The sequence below is a fragment of the Azospirillum sp. genome (assembly GCF_050789165.1).
The window spans coordinates 72,972-87,763 of the sequence record NZ_JBOZRT010000020.1 but is presented as its reverse complement, the minus strand read 5'-3'; the positions used below and the strand labels follow the sequence as shown (position 1 = coordinate 87,763).

The window sequence follows — 14,792 nt, the reverse complement described above, 5'->3', positions numbered from 1 at the left end:
CACCTTGACTCCGCCACCCAGGAGCGTAGCCTTTGCGTGAGCGGTCAAATCGACCGCCGCTGAAGGGCGTGCCCACAATGGGCGATGGATCGGTCGGCTCCTCGAACCACTTCGTGCGCCCCACCGGCGTGGTGGAGCGGGCGGAGTCCGTTACCGACCGCCGCCCCCGGCGCGAACAGCAGCGTCAGCAGCAGCAGGACGCCTCCGACCGCCGCCGCAAGGAACCGCCGAACCCGCGCCGCCGCCGCGTCTACGACCTGCTGTTCGACGAGGTCGACCGGCTCGACAGCCTGAGCGAGCAGCAGCGGGCGCGCGTCAAGGAGAACATCCGCAACCACGTCGTCGGCGCGGTCCCGCCCGTCGAACCGCCGGCGGCCCCGCCGCCCGCCCCGGACGAGCCCGCACCGCCGGGCCCCGACGCCGGACACGACGAGACGCACGCGGCCGAACGGCTGCTGTCCGACCCGCAGGCCGAGGTGCCGGTCGACCACGACCGCATCGTCAACGTCGCCGCCCCGGTGCACCCGCACCTGCCGCTGACCGAGGCCGAGGAGAATCGCCTCCTCGCCGAACAGCTGCGCCTCTGCCTGGCCCAGCACACCGAACGGGCGCGCAAGCTGGCGGTGTACCTGCACGTGCTGCTCAGCATGCACCACGGCGTCCGGCCCACCCTGGTTCTGGACGTCTGACAGCCGACCGGGCGCCGCTGCGCGTCCTACCTCCGATGCGTGCCCCCGATGCGCTCCCGCGTGCGGCACACTCTTGGGCAAACGACAATAGGATGCGCGGCCCATCACCCGACGGGGCCGCCGTCCCGCGAGGAGGTTCGTCCATGCCCGCCAAGCCGCTCGCCGCCGCGCCCGGACCCAGCGTCGCGCCGGTCGCCGCCGATCTCCCGCCGCCCGCCGAGGGCACACCCGACGCGCTGCGCCTCTGGCTGTCCACCCGCTTCCACAAAGCCCGCCAGCGCACGGCGGAACTGGTCGCCCCGCTGGGCGTCGAAGACCTGATGGTCCAGTCACTGCCCGACGGCGCGCCGGCCAAATGGCATCTGGCGCACACCACGTGGTTCTTCGAGAGCACGGTCCTGGAGCCCTGCGCCTCCGGCTACCGCACCTTCGACCCGGTCTTCCACCAGCTGTTCACCGCGCTCGACGACCGGTTCGGCCAGCACCTGCCCGCCCCCGTGCTGCGCCTGCTGTCGCGCCCCACAGCGGCCGAGGTCATGCGCTACCGCGACCACGTCAACGGCGCCGTGCTGCACCTCATCGACCAGATTCCGGAGGAGCGGCTTGAGGACATCTCCGAGCGCGTCCAGCTCGGCATCGTGCACGAGCGGCGGCACCAGGAGCGCCTGCTCTCCGACGTCAAGCACGCGTTCTGGAGCAACCCGCTGCGCCCGACCTACGAACCGCCGGCCACCCTGCCCCCGTCGCCGCCGCTGGAGCAGACCTGGGTCGGCCACGCGGGCGGCGTGGTGGAGGTCGGCCGCGACGACCCCTCCCCCGGCTTCGACCACGAACGGCCGCGGCACGCCGTGATGCTGCGCCCGTTCGCGCTGGCCGGCCGGCCGGTGACCTGCGGCGAATACCTCGAATTCATGCAGGACGGCGGCTACGCCAAGCCGACCTGCTGGCTGGGCGACGGCTGGGAGGCCGCGCGCGCCGAGGATTGGCAGTCGCCGCTGTACTGGGAATGGCGCGAGGGCGGCTGGCAGGTCTTCACGCTGTACGGCATGCGCCCGCTCGACCCGCACGAGCCGGTCTGCCACGTCAGCTGGTACGAAGCCGACGCCTACGCCCGCTGGGCGGGCAAGCGCCTGCCCGACGAGTCCGAGTGGGAGGCCGTGGCGGCCTGCAAGGAGTGCATCGGCAACCTGCTGGGCACCGGCCACCGCCACCCGCGCCCTGGCGTCTGCCGCGGCACCGAAGGTCCCTGGCAGCTGTTCGGCGATGTCTGGGAATGGACGCGCAGCGCCTTCATGCCCTACCCGGGCTACACCCCGGTGGAGAGCGACGGAGCGCAAAGCGGCCGGTTCATGGCCAACCGCATGGTGGTGCGCGGCGGCAGCTGCGTGACGCCGTTCGACTACGCCACGCCGACCACCCGCCACTTCCTGCGTCCGACCACCCGCACCGCCTTCACCGGCATCCGGCTGGCCGAGGACGCGTAGCCGTCAGTCTCCGCGCCGTGCCGCTTCGCGCGCCGCTCCCGCCAGCCGGCGGGAGCAGGTGGCGAAATGCCCGAGGTCGCAGGCCGGCTTCCGGCAATCGAACTCGCACACGACGATCGATGCGGGAACCTCGGCGACGAGGCGCGCCGTCAGCCTTTGCCAGAATGCCCGGACCATGTGCCCACCCTGTGCCAGAGCCGCCGCTTACGGCGATCAGCATAGAATGGTATGCAACGCGCGCACTTGATCGCTGTCAAGATTTGTCACAACCGGACGCATCTCGCCGCATGGTGCCGGGCAACGGCCGTCAGGTCCTGCGGAACAGGAACTCGCGGCCGACCTTGACGCGCCGTTCGCCGTCGTACTCGATGATGTCGGCGGTGGCGTAGGTCTCGGCCCAGCGCTCGGGCAGGTAGCTGCCGGTGCCGATAATGTCCACCGGGGCGTTCGCCTCGGCCATGACGCGGCACTTGGCCGGGCCGAAGCCGGAGGACGCGACGATCTTCACCGCCGGGAAGCCGGCTTCGTCCAGCTTCTCGCGCACGTAATGGATCGCCGCCGCCGACACGCCGGTGCCGATCAGGTAGCGCAGCTGCGTCTCATCGCGGTAGCCGCGCACGGCGTGCGGCGCGTGGCGCTCCAGCACCGCGTAGGAGCCGGGCGGGTCCAGCCCCTCGACGAAGCGGCCGCCCGGCGTGTCGAGGCGCACCGACAGCTTGCCGGCCGCCGCCAGCTTGGGGAAGCGGCGGCAGACCTCCAGCCCGTCGGAGATCTCGCGGCCGAAGTAGTCGACCAGCACGGTCAGCGGCAGATCGGGGAAGGTCTCGTGGAACATCTCGGCGGCGCGCAACGTCGAGCCGGCGTAGCCGATCAGCGCGTGCGGCATGGTGCCCATGCCGCGCTCCTGGCCGAAATAGTGCGCGGTGGCGTCGGTGGCGTTGCCGATGAAGCCCTTGGCACCGACCTTGCGCCGCGCCCGGTCGGAGCCGACGGAGGCGGCGTAGGCCATGATCTCCGCCATTTCGGTGCCGGCGCAGTGGCGGGCGTCCATGGCCAGGAAGGCAACCTTCGGCAGGTCGGCGCACATGGTGAAGGCGTTGTAGGCGGCGACGCAGGCCGGCCCCAGCTTCATCAGCAGGATCGTTTCCAGATCGACCAGATGATAGAAGGAGCCGGTGATGTACATCATCGGCTCGCCGGCGCCGACCCACTTGCCCTCGGGATAGTTGAGCTGGACATCGACCTCGGTGCCGCGCTCGCGGCACACGCCCTGCAGCCACTCGACGGCGAGGCGCGGGGCGCAGATCACCGGGCGGCGCATGAACACGGCGTAGGTGACGCGCTTGTCGCCGAACTTGCCGGCGGCTTCCTTGGTGCGCCGGAAATAGGTGTCGGTCCAGTCGCTCACCGCCGCGGCGCAGGGATGCGTGGGAACACCCTTCCGCATGGTCTCGTCCATCGCTTGCCCTTCCCTCACTCGAACAGCCCGCGGCGCCCTTCGTCGCCGTTCGCGCGCACTGTAGGGGGGAATCCGCAAAAGGAAAAGGCGCGCGACCCGCATGGGGCGCGCGCCTTTTTGTCCTGTGGGACGCCTACTGCGCGGCGGCCGACGCGGCGCGGCGCTCCGCCTCGCGCTCGACGCGGGCGCGCTTCAGCTCCTCGGCCAGCAGGAAGGCCAGTTCCAGCGACTGGCTGGCGTTCAGGCGCGGGTCGCAGGCGGTGTGGTAGCGCTGCGCCAGCTTGTGGTCGGTGATCGCCTGCGCGCCGCCGGTGCACTCGGTGACGTCCTGGCCGGTCAGCTCGAAGTGCACGCCGCCGGCGTGCGTCCCCTCGGCCTGGTGCACGGCGAAGAACGCCTTGGCCTCGCCCAGCACCTTGTCGAACGGACGGGTCTTGTAGCCGCTGGACGACTTGATGGTGTTGCCGTGCATGGGGTCGCACGACCACACCACCTTGCGGCCCTCGCGCGTCACCTTGCGCAGCAGCGGCGGGAACTTCTCGGCGACCTTGTCGGCGCCCATGCGCACGATCAGCGTCAGGCGCCCGGCCTCGTTGGCCGGGTTCAGGACGTCGATCAGGCGGATCAGTTCGTCCGGGTCGGTGGTCGGGCCGCACTTCAGGCCGATCGGGTTCTTGACGCCGCGCAGGAACTCGACGTGCGCGCCGTCGAGCTGGCGGGTGCGGTCGCCGATCCACAGCATGTGGGCGGAAACGTCGTACCAGTCGCCCGACGTGCTGTCGACACGGGTCAGCGCCTGCTCGAACGGCAGCAGCAGCGCCTCGTGGCTGGTGAAGAAATCGGTCTCGCGGATCTGCGGCGTCGTCTCGGCGGTGATGCCGCAGGCGGCCATGAAGGCCAGCGCCTCGTCGAGCCGCTGCGCCAGGTCGTGCATGCGCTCGCCGGCCGGGGAGCGCTCGACGAAGCCCAGCGTCCACTGGTGCACCTTGTGCAGGTCGGCGTAGCCGCCCTGGGCGAAGGCGCGCAGCAGGTTGAGCGTGCTGGCGGCCTGGGTGTAGGCCTGCATCATGCGCTCGGGATCGGGCACGCGGGCGTCGGCGGTGAAGTCGAAGCCGTTGATGATGTCGCCACGGTAGCTGGGCAGCTCGACGCCGTCGATCGTCTCCATGTCGGCGGAACGCGGCTTGGCGAACTGGCCGGCCATGCGGCCGACCTTCACCACCGGGATGGCCGCGCCGAAGGTCAGCACGATGGCCATCTGCAGCAGCACGCGGAAGGTGTCGCGGATGTTGTTGGGGTGGAACTCGGCGAAGCTCTCGGCGCAGTCGCCGCCCTGCAGCAGGAACGCCTGCCCGTCGACCGCCGCGGCCAGCGCCGACTTCAGCCGCCGCGCCTCGCCGGCGAAGACCAGCGGCGGATAGGCGGAGAGGCGCTCGACGACCGCATCGACCTTGGTCGGGTCGGGATAGGCCGGCAGTTGCTTGACCGGCTTGCTCTTCCAGCTGTCGGGGGTCCAACGCTCAACCATGACGTCCGCTCTTTCCGCTCGAAACTCGCCCGGGGTATTAGGCCGGTCACCGGCCGTGGGGATCAACCCTATACGTCCTGGGACGGATTTTTTCCACCCCTTCCCCGAGTCGAGGGGGACACGGCAACGACATTTCTTTGCCGTCACCGACGGGGCCATCGTACCGGTGCGGCGGCCGAACCGCCGTTTGGAGAGGACGAAGCCCGCGCCACCATCGTGGTTCTCGCCCGCGTGGAAGGTGTCACCAATTAGATTTAAATGCCCGTGGCGTCAAAAATTGATAAGCAGCCGCCATCCCGGCATCGAAGATCAGAAAATCCTCAGGCACGGATTGTTGGGCGCGCCGCTCGACGGGGAAGGCTGGACTCCGCACCGCACCCTCGATACCGTTACCGTGATTCGCCTTTATCGGCGTCATCATTGCATACGTTTGATGAGCATCAGCCTCATGCGACCTGCCGTTGAAAAGAAAGCGCAATGCAAAATTTGCGGCGCCGACGCAACTCTCTTTGGCGTTACGGACTTCTCGAAAAGCTGCCTTGAGATCCACGGCCCGCAGAAGACCGATATTTACGGAGTGCCGGTGTATTACCGGAGGTGCGAATCCTGTGGCTTTCTCTACACCGAATTCTGCGATGACTGGTCGCAGCATGCCTTTTCAAAATATATTTACAACGACGAGTACGTAAAAGTAGATCCTGATTATATCGAGGCACGCCCACATTCTTACGCCAACATGCTGTCTTCGTTGTTTGAGAGCAGCATGGCGGAGTTGTCCATCTTGGATTACGGGGGCGGAAATGGACTGACAGCCCGCCTGTTGTCCGAAAAGGGATTTCAAGCCGCGTCTTACGATCCCATAGCGGACAAGGACAAGAAGCGCCCGGATGCGACCTTCAACCTCGTGACCTGCTTCGAGGTTCTGGAGCACACGCACGATCCCTTGGATACGGCTAAGCAGCTTGCGAACTTCGTTCAAGATGATGGAATAATCCTGTTTTCCACCTTACTTGTTCCCAACGAGATTGACGCGCTCGGCGTCAATTGGTGGTATCTGGCACCGCGCAATGGTCATATTTCCTTATACAGCAAGGAAGCACTCGGCCATTTATGGAATCAGGTCGGCCTTAATTACTTTTCGATCAATTCGGGATACCATATGGCATACAGGGAAGCGCCCGCCTTTGCGCGTCACCTCTTCGTTAATGCTTCGGCCGCGTGATAGTGAGGAGCCCGATCCAAACGGGCCATGAGCTGTGCAGAACGGTACGACCCCATACCGAAGCGGCAGTCGAAGAGGCGTTTCCGGTCCCCCGCTGTCGAGTTGGGCATTTGACCGACCCATACTTGTTTGACGCCCATTTTAGGACGTCCGGCCCGCCCCCGATCGGGCGCTGCGGAATCGACCTCGTTCTGCACAAGCCCCAACCTCCGGCACGGGCCCTGACGGAATAGCGGACCGGGCCGAAAAACCACCCTCGCCGCCGCACGCCCGCCCGCCTATAAACAGGCATCGTCCTGCGCTGCGAGGGATCCGCACCGGTGAAAGCGTCGTCCTGGGGCCAAGCCGCCGCCGTCTATCTCGACCGCCGGATCATCGCCATCCTGTTCCTGGGATTCTCCGAGGGGCTGCCGCTGGCGCTGACCGGGTCCACGCTGTCGGTGTGGCTGCGCGAGGGCGGCATCAGCAAGACCGCCATCGGGCTGTTCGCGCTGGTCACCATGCCCTACGCGCTGAAGTTCGTCTGGGCGCCGCTCATCGACCGGCTGCACCTGCCCGTCATCACGCGCGTCTTCGGGCGGCGGCGCGGCTGGGCGCTGGTGAGCCAGGCGGCGCTGATGCTGGCGCTGGTCGGTCTCGGCTCGACCGACCCGGTGAAGGACCTGTGGTGGACGGCGATGCTGGCGGTGGTGGTCGCCTTCTGCTCGGCCAGCCAGGACATCGTCATCGACGCCTACCGCGTCGAGAGCCTCAACGAGGACCAGCAGGGCGCGGGCGCCGCGACGCTGGTGCTGGGCTACCGGTTCGGCATGCTGGCGGCGGGCGCGGGCGCGCTGTACGTGGCGGAGTTCTTCGGCTGGCACGTCGCCTACTACACCATGGCGGCGCTGGTGACGGTGGGGATGATCACCATCCTGCTGAACCGCGAGCCGAAGGTCGCGGTCTCGGCGGCCTCGGAGGCGCGCGAGCGGCACGTCGCCGACTGGCTGGCCGCCCGGCCGCACCTGACCGGCCGGCGGGCCGAGCTGCTGGCGTGGCTGTACGGCGCGGTGGTGGCGCCGTTCGCGCAGTTCATGACGCGCCGCGCCTGGATCGCCATCCTGCTGTTCATCGCCTGCTACAAGCTGGGCGACGTGCTGGCCGGCGTGATGGCGGCGCCCTTCTACGTCGACCTGGGCTTCGAGAAGACGGAGATCGCCAACGTCACCAAGGTGTTCGGCCTGTGGGCGACGATCATCGGCGGGCTGATCGGCGGCGTGGTGGTCAGCCGCGTTGGCGTGCTGCGCGGACTGCTGATCGGCGGCGTCATGCAGATGGTGTCGAACCTGGGCTTCGTGCTGCTGGCCAAGGCCGGCCACGACGTCGGCGCGCTGGCCGCCGCGGTGGCGGTGGAAAACCTCTGCGGCGGCATCGCCACCGCCGCCTTCGTGGCCTATCTGTCCAGCCTGTGCGACGCCGCCTACACGGCGACGCAGTACGCGCTGCTGTCCAGCTTCTACAAGCTGGGCGGCGATCTCTTCGGATCGTTCTCCGGCGTGCTGGCCGACCGCATGGACTGGGTCAGCTTCTTCCTGCTGTCGATGGCCGGGGCGCTGCCGGGGTTGCTGATCCTGCTGTGGCTGATGGGACGGACGCGTGGCGAAGTGGTCGCGGAGCCGGCGCCGGCCGGCTCCGCGGAGTAGGCCTCAGCCTTTCGTCGTCACCTTCTTCGTCTTCCCCGCCCCCGGCCCGGCGCCCAGGTCGGCACCCGTCACCGGATCGAGGTCGGTGCGCGACTTGGTGCGCATGGCGGCCTGCTCGATGGCCTTCATCTCCTCGGCCGCGAGGCGCACCGTCGGGTTGCCATCGCCGCCGTTGACCGGCTTCTGGTTCGCCTTGACCTCGACGAACTCCCACTGGTCGCCCTGGTTCCACGGGCCGCGCGCGTCACCGGGGCCGGTGCTCATGTTGTAGTACTTGTCGGTGTAGTCCGGGTTGCCCGGCAGCTTGCCCGGCGGGAAGTTGTTCTCGATGGAGTACAGCGCCTTCTCGAACATCTTCTGGTGCGCGACCTCGCGCGTCATCAGGAAGGTCAGCGCGTCCTTGACGCCGGGGTCGTTGGTGATGTTGATCAGCCGCTCGTAGATGATCTTGGCGCGCGATTCCGCCGCGATGTTGGAGCGCAGGTCGGCCGTCGGCTCGCCGATGGAATCGATGTAGCCGCCGGTCCACAGCTGCCCCGCCGAGTTCACCAGCGCCGGCCCGCCGCCGTAGAGGAGCTGCAGCGTGTGGCTGCCGCTGCCCTGGGTGATGTTGGCGTAGAGGTCGGCGGTCGCCTCCGCCCCCTCGGCCAGCTTGCCCTTGGCGCCCTTGGTCAGCATGGCGACGATGGAGCCGATCACCTCCAGGTGGCTCAGCTCCTCCGTGGCGATGTCGATCAGCATGTCCTTGCGGCCGGGGTCCTCGTCGGCGATGCCCTGCGTGAAGTAGCGCATGGCCGCCGCCAGTTCGCCCTGCGGACCGCCGAACTGCTCCAGCATCAGGCTGGCGAGCTTCGGGTCGGGCTCGGAAACGCGCACCGTGTACATCAGGTTCTTGTTGTGCATGAACATGCCGGGGGATCCTTTCTCCGCGCTGGATGAGAGGTCCCCCGACAACACAGGTCTGTTTAGAAACGTTCCAAGCTATACCCGTCGGGCATACCCACAATTTTTTGGCTTATAATTTCGCCGGCTCCGCCACCTTCTCGCGCATCAATACGAACTCCTCGGCGGTGGAGGGGTGCAGCGCGATGGTGCGGTCGAAGTCGGCCTTGGTGGCGCCCATGTTCAGCGCAATGGCGAGGCCCTGGACGATCTCCGGCGCGTCCATGCCCATCATGTGGCAGCCCAGCACGCGCTGCGAGTCCCCGTCCACCACCAGCTTCATCAGCACCCGCTCGTCGCGGCCGGACAGCGTGTGCTTCATCGGCCGGAAGCCGGTGCGGTAGATGTCCACCTTCGGGTACTTCGCCCGCGCCTCCGCCTCGGTCAGCCCGACAGTGCCGAGCGGTGGGAGCGAGAAGACGCCGGTCGCCACGTTGTCGTAGCCGATGCGCATCGGGTTGTCGTTGTAGAGCGTCTCGGCCAGCGCGCGGCCCTCGGCGATGGCGATGGGAGTCAGCGCCATGCGGTCGGTCACGTCGCCGACGGCGTAGATGTTGTCCACGCTGGTGCGCGACCATGCGTCCACCTTGACCGCCCCGCCCTCGTCGAGCGCGACGCCGATCTCCTCCAGGCCGAGGCCCTTGGTGTTCGGCCGCCGGCCGGTCGCCGCCATGATCAGGCCGGCCGAATGCTCGCGGCCCAGGTGGTCGGTCAGCGTCCAGCCGCCCGGCCCTTCCGCCACCTTCACCGGCTTGGTGCGGGCGATGATCTCGATGCCGCGCTTGCGCATCTCCTGCGCCAGCGCCACGCGGATGTCGTCGTCGAAGCCGTTCAGCAGTTCCTCGCCGCGGATCATCAGCGTGACCTGGGCGCCGAGGCCGCGGAAGATGCTGGCGAACTCCACCGCGATGTAGCCGCCGCCGAGGATCAGCACGGAGTGCGGCAGCTGCTCCAGATGCAGCGCCTCGTTGGAGGTGGCGGCGTGCTCGATGCCCGGAATGTCGGGCAGCGACGGCCAGCCGCCGGTGGCGATCAGGATGGTCCTGGCGCGGTGACGCTGCCCGGCGACCTCCACGGTGTGGCGGTCGATCAGCCGGCCGTGGCCCTCGAACAGTTTCACGCCCGAGCCCTCCAGCATCTTGATGTAGATGCCGTTCAGCCGGTCGATCTCCTTGTCCTTGTTGGCGATCAGCGTCGGCCAGTCGAAGGCGGGCACGTGGCTGTCCCAGCCATAGCCGCAGGCGTCGGCGAAGGCGTCGCGGAACTGGCTGGCGTAGACCAGCAGCTTCTTCGGCACGCAGCCGCGGATCACGCAGGTGCCGCCGACCCGGCTGCCCTCGCAGATCGCCACGCGGGCGCCATAGGACGCCGCACGCCGGCTGGCCGCCACGCCGCCGGACCCGGCCCCGATCACGAACAGGTCAAAATCGAACTCCGCCACGCCGGTCTCCTTGCCTTCTCATTCTTGGCAGGGATGGTGGTGCTTTGCGGCCCGGCTGTCGAGGGGGGATGCGGCGAAGGGCCGCCCCGTCAAAGGCGCATGGGCCCTTTTCGCACATTGCCTTGTGCAGTGTGCTGTCGGGGTGAGCGAGGGCGGGCGGCTTCGGTTCAGCGCATCACGAGCTTCTGCAGCAGCACCTGCCGCACCCGCATCGGGCGCAGCTCGCGGTCGGCGGTGGCGCTGACCACGTCCTTGACGCGCTGGGTGCCGGCCGGCCCGGCCAGATCGCCGGGCTCCACCTCGATCAGGCGGGCGTTCAGCGCGTTGGCGATGCGGGTGACGTGCGCGGCGAGCTGCGCCTTCTCCATGCCCTGCGGCAGTTCCAGCACGACGTCGAGATCGACCTGCCGGGTGCGTTCCCCGTCGGACAGCGCGAACTCCAGCGACGGCAGCGGGGCGAAGACCGGGCCGCCCGGGGTCTTGCCGGCCTGCGCGGACTTGATGCCGAACAGCGCGGCCCCGCCAACCCCGGTGATCGCCAGTCCGACCATCAGCGCGGCCAGCACCAGCATGCCGCGGCGAAGCGAACGCTCCGACGTGGCGGCTTCGGTCGCCGATTTCCTGGTGATGGCCATACTCTTTCCTCCGAGGTCACGGATTTGACCTTAGGGAGGCCTGACGCAATCGTCAAATACAGGTATTTTAGAGTGTTGGATGCTATTTACCTTTGCAAAGCACTGCCGTTTTACTTTGCAATGGAAACGGTTCGAATTTCGTAGCGGATTTTAGAAAAATGCCGACCGCCCTCAGCGGATGACCATGCTCTCCAGCAGCACGTCGCGCACCTTGATGGAGCGAACCTCGCGGTCGACGACCGAGGTGATGGTGTTCTTCATCAGCCGGGCGCCGTCGGCGCCGGCGAGGCGCTCCGGCTCGACCTCGCGCATGCGGTCGCTCAGGCGGTCGGCGATGCGCGCGGCGTAGGGATCGGTGATCTTGGGATCGACCTGGGGGTCCAGCTCGAGGCGGACGCGCAGGTCCATGGTGCGGTTTCCGCCGCCCAGCGCCACCGACATCTCCGGCAGCACCGCGTAGTTCTTCTTGGCGCCCATCCGGGCGACCACGTCGCGCTCATCGACGCGGGAGGAGGATCGGTTCACCACAGCCACGCCGACGCCGCCCATCAGCGCCAGCAGGATCAGCAGCGCCGTGACGATGATCGGGAAGCTGAGCGCGATGGCTTCGCCGTTGCTCCGCCGAAATACGATCCGCACACCGCCCCGCCTGCCCCGCGTGGAGCCTGATATCCCAACAGGGTCACTATGGGCCGAATCGGGGGATGGGTCAAACGCTGCCGTCGCCATATTCCGCCTGGTGGACTCGGGCATCGCGGGGCGGCCGAACGGCCGGCGGCACGGACGCACCCGCACCGCCGGCCATCGGACCGCCCGCTATCCGCCGACCACCATGTGCGTGAACGGAGGAACGTAGGCCTGCAGCATCACCAGCCCGCCGACCAGACAGGCCAGCACGATGGAATGCCAGAACACGTACTTCAGGATCTCACCTTCATGCCCGAACCAGCCGGTGGCGGTCGAGGCGACGACGATGGACTGCGCGTCGATCATCTTGCCCATCACGCCGCCCGAGGAGTTGGTGGCCGCCATCAGCACCGGCGACAGCCCCAGCTGTTCCGCGGTGATCTTCTGCAGGCCGCCGAACAGCACGTTGGACGCCGTGTCCGACCCGGTCAGCGCCACGCCCAGCCAGCCCAGCAGCGCCGAGAAGAACGGGAACAGTACGCCGGTGCCGGCGAACGCCAGACCCAGCGTAGCGTCCACGCCCGAGTAGCGGGTCAGCGTGCCCAGCGCCAGCATCGCCGCGATGGTGATCAGCGAATAGCGCACCACCCACAGCGTCTCGCCGTAGGCGCGGATCAGGCGCCCAGGCCCATAGCCCATGACGAAGCCGCTGACCACCGCCGCCAGGAAGATGCCGGTGCCGGTCATGCTGAGGAAGTTGAAGTTGAAGACCGCCGCCTCGGGCAACGGCTTGGCGACCACCGGGGGCACCTTCTGCACCATGTTGTGCAGGCCTTCGATGGGGAACTTCGGGAAGAACAGCGGATTGACGATGTCCTTGAAGGTCTGCGTGCCCCAGACGAAGACGAACACGCACAGGATGATCCACGGCACCCAGGCGCGGATCACCTCGCCGCTGTCGTGGCGCTGGAACCGCGGCGGCGTGGCCGCGGCGCCGACCGAGGACGGACGGGCATCCGGGGCGCTGATGTCGTGGTGGCGCAGGGCCGGGCTGGTCCAGACGGTGCCGGGCTTCCACACCTTGAGGAAGGCGACGAGGCAGCCCATCGACACCAGGGCCGCCACCACGTCCACCAGCCACGGGCCGTGGTAGTTGGACACCAGGAACTGCGGCACCGCGAAGGACACGCCGCAGACCAGGATCGCCGGCCAGATCTGCATCATGCCGCGCCAGCCGGCGAACGCGGAGATCAGCCAGAACGGCACCAGCAGCGAGAAGAACGGCAGCTGCCGGCCCGCCATGGCGCCGAGCTGGAAGGCGTCCAGCCCGGTCACCGCCGCCAGCGTGACGATGGGCGTGCCGAGCGCGCCGTAGGCCACCGGCGCCGTGTTGGCGATCAGCGACAGGCCGGACGCCGCCAGCGGCGAGAAGCCCAGGCCCATCAGGATGGCGCCGGTCACCGCCACCGGCGTGCCGAACCCGGCCGCCCCCTCGAAGAAGGCGCCGAAGGCGAAGGCCACCAGCAGCAGCTGCAGCCGCCGGTCCGGCGTGATGCCGGCGATCGAGTCCTGCAGCACCTTGAACGACCCGTTCTCCACCGTCAGGCGGTACAGGAAGATGACGTTGAGGATGATCCAGCCGATCGGGAACAGGCCGGTCAGCGCGCCGAGGAACGACGCCTCGAAGGCCATGCTGGCCGGCATGGTGAACACGAGGATGGCGACGGTCAGCGCGACCACCAGCGTGATCAGCGCCGCGATGTGCGCCTGCATCTTCGCGAACGCGATCAGGCCCAGCAGCACCACCACCGGCGCCGCGGCGATGAGCGTGGAGAGCACGGCGCTCCCCGTGGGATTATAGACTTGGTTCCACATTCCCTACCCTCTCTTTTGTTCTTTTAACCGCGTGCATCGAGTGGTCGTACCATATTGTTCGATAAGCGAACAATCAACGATCGGTGAACGACTTGCCGCTCGGAACGCTGTCGTCACAGGACCGCGCCCGCTGCCATGATGGGGCACGGCCGGGTCTGTTCGGACCCTACGCGTGCAGGGTGCCCCTCAATTGCTGGATATCGTGATGAGCGCAGTGGAGCGGCGCAGGGCCGCGACGACGGACACCGTCCGCCGCCGGCCGCTGCAACCGGTGCCGCTGTTCGCCGCGGCGCTGGCGGGGAGCCAGGCTAAGCCGTCGCCACCGGCACGTTGTCGATCAGGCGGGCCTTGCCCATCCAGGCGGCGGCGAGCAGGCGCGCCGGGCGTTCGACACGGTCCACCGGCGCCAGCGTGTCGGCGTCGCGCAGCTCGACATAGTCGATGGAGCCGAAGCCCGCGACGGCGATGCGCGCCTTCACCGTCTCCAGCACCGGGCCGGCCGCGGCTCCCGTGGACAGCGCCTCCGCCGCCTCGGTCAGCGCCGCGTACAGCGCCGGGGCGCGGGCGCGCTCGTCGGCGCCGAGGTAGGCGTTGCGCGAGGACATGGCGAGGCCGTCCGCCTCGCGCACCGTCGGCGCGCCATCGACCCGCACGGGAATGTCGAGGTCGCGGGTAAAGCGGCGGATCACCTGGAGCTGCTGATAGTCCTTCTCGCCGAACACGGCGACGTCCGGCAGCGCCTGCAGGAACAGCTTGGTCACCACCAGCGCCACGCCACCGAACATCTGCGGACGGAAGGCGCCGCACAGCCCCTCGGCGGGACCGCCGACGGCGATGGTGGTGCAGCGGCCCTCCGCGTACATCTCGGCCACCGAGGGGGCGTAGAGCAGGTGGCAGCCGGCGGCCAGCAGCTTGGCGGCGTCGCCCGCCTCGTCGCGCGGGTAGCGCTCGAAGTCCTCGTGCGGAGCGAACTGGGTGGGGTTCACGAAGACGCTGGCGACCACCTTGTCGGCCAGCGTGCGGGCCCGTTCGACCAGGGCCATATGCCCGGGGTGCAGCGCCCCCATGGTCGGCACCAGCGCGACGGTCAGGCCCTCACGGCGCCACGCCGCGACCTGGGCCCGCAGGTCGGCCACCGTGCGCACGATGGGAAGGGTGTCCATGGCGGCCTCCTGTCGCTCCGGAAACATCGGTGCGCTCCAATAATC

13 protein-coding genes are annotated in these 14,792 nt (G+C 68.3%); 4 read left to right on the top strand and 9 right to left on the bottom strand.

Annotated features, from left to right (window positions below; all coding sequences use genetic code 11):
- The first annotated feature begins 77 nt into the window (after nucleotides 1–77).
- Both ACRWK7_RS03635 and egtB read left to right on the top strand, forming a co-directional pair.
- Nucleotides 78–689, top strand: coding sequence for a hypothetical protein (locus tag ACRWK7_RS03635; RefSeq protein ID WP_431854813.1), 612 nt, complete (start codon nucleotides 78–80; stop codon nucleotides 687–689).
- 143 nt (nucleotides 690–832) lie between these two features.
- On the top strand, nucleotides 833–2,173 hold the full coding sequence (gene egtB, locus ACRWK7_RS03630) for an ergothioneine biosynthesis protein EgtB (RefSeq protein ID WP_431854812.1): 1,341 nt from the start codon (nucleotides 833–835) through the stop codon (nucleotides 2,171–2,173).
- A gap of 3 nt (nucleotides 2,174–2,176) precedes the next feature.
- Here the strand turns inward: egtB and ACRWK7_RS03625 are convergent, their stop codons facing one another.
- The 3 genes from ACRWK7_RS03625 to ACRWK7_RS03615 form a co-directional block, all read right to left on the bottom strand.
- Nucleotides 2,177–2,350, bottom strand: coding sequence for a hypothetical protein (locus ACRWK7_RS03625; RefSeq protein WP_431854811.1), 174 nt, complete (start codon nucleotides 2,348–2,350; stop codon nucleotides 2,177–2,179).
- 130 nt (nucleotides 2,351–2,480) lie between these two features.
- The gene (locus ACRWK7_RS03620) at nucleotides 2,481–3,632 is read right to left on the bottom strand and encodes a nicotinate phosphoribosyltransferase (RefSeq protein ID WP_431854809.1); all 1,152 of its coding nucleotides are present in this window, start codon (nucleotides 3,630–3,632) and stop codon (nucleotides 2,481–2,483) included.
- Nucleotides 3,633–3,765: 133 nt separating this feature from the next.
- Entirely contained in the window at nucleotides 3,766–5,160 is a 1,395-nt protein-coding gene (locus ACRWK7_RS03615; protein ID WP_431854808.1) for a class II 3-deoxy-7-phosphoheptulonate synthase, read from the bottom strand.
- Between ACRWK7_RS03615 and ACRWK7_RS03610 the strand changes: the two genes are divergently transcribed.
- Together ACRWK7_RS03610 and ACRWK7_RS03605 are read left to right on the top strand one after the other, a co-directional pair.
- Nucleotides 5,159–6,382, top strand: a complete 1,224-nt coding sequence (locus tag ACRWK7_RS03610; protein ID WP_431854807.1) for a class I SAM-dependent methyltransferase — start codon at nucleotides 5,159–5,161, stop codon at nucleotides 6,380–6,382. The genes ACRWK7_RS03615 and ACRWK7_RS03610 overlap by 2 nt on opposite strands.
- 320 nt (nucleotides 6,383–6,702) lie before the next feature.
- Complete coding sequence (locus ACRWK7_RS03605; protein WP_431854806.1) at nucleotides 6,703–8,064, top strand: AmpG family muropeptide MFS transporter; 1,362 nt, start codon at nucleotides 6,703–6,705, stop codon at nucleotides 8,062–8,064.
- Nucleotides 8,065–8,067: 3 nt separating this feature from the next.
- Here the strand turns inward: ACRWK7_RS03605 and ACRWK7_RS03600 are convergent, their stop codons facing one another.
- The 6 genes from ACRWK7_RS03600 to panC all read right to left on the bottom strand — a co-directional run bounded on the left by ACRWK7_RS03600 (nucleotide 8,068) and on the right by panC (nucleotide 14,747).
- Nucleotides 8,068–8,973: a manganese catalase family protein gene (locus tag ACRWK7_RS03600; protein ID WP_431854805.1), complete on the bottom strand. Its 906-nt coding sequence runs from the start codon at nucleotides 8,971–8,973 to the stop codon at nucleotides 8,068–8,070.
- A gap of 106 nt (nucleotides 8,974–9,079) precedes the next feature.
- Entirely contained in the window at nucleotides 9,080–10,447 is a 1,368-nt protein-coding gene (gene gor / locus ACRWK7_RS03595) for a glutathione-disulfide reductase (RefSeq protein ID WP_431854804.1), read from the bottom strand.
- Between the two features lie 167 nt (nucleotides 10,448–10,614).
- Nucleotides 10,615–11,082 carry a flagellar basal body-associated FliL family protein gene (locus ACRWK7_RS03590; RefSeq protein WP_431854803.1) on the bottom strand — a complete coding sequence of 156 codons (468 nt, stop codon included), beginning with the start codon at nucleotides 11,080–11,082 and terminating at the stop codon, nucleotides 10,615–10,617.
- A 171-nt stretch (nucleotides 11,083–11,253) separates the two neighbouring features.
- The gene (locus tag ACRWK7_RS03585) at nucleotides 11,254–11,721 is read right to left on the bottom strand and encodes a flagellar basal body-associated FliL family protein (protein WP_431854802.1); all 468 of its coding nucleotides are present in this window, start codon (nucleotides 11,719–11,721) and stop codon (nucleotides 11,254–11,256) included.
- Nucleotides 11,722–11,898: 177 nt separating this feature from the next.
- Complete coding sequence (locus ACRWK7_RS03580) at nucleotides 11,899–13,584, bottom strand: L-lactate permease (protein WP_431854801.1); 1,686 nt, start codon at nucleotides 13,582–13,584, stop codon at nucleotides 11,899–11,901.
- Nucleotides 13,585–13,892: 308 nt separating this feature from the next.
- On the bottom strand, nucleotides 13,893–14,747 hold the full coding sequence (gene panC, locus ACRWK7_RS03575) for a pantoate--beta-alanine ligase (RefSeq protein ID WP_431854800.1): 855 nt from the start codon (nucleotides 14,745–14,747) through the stop codon (nucleotides 13,893–13,895).
- Between the last annotated feature and the right edge of the window lie 45 nt (nucleotides 14,748–14,792).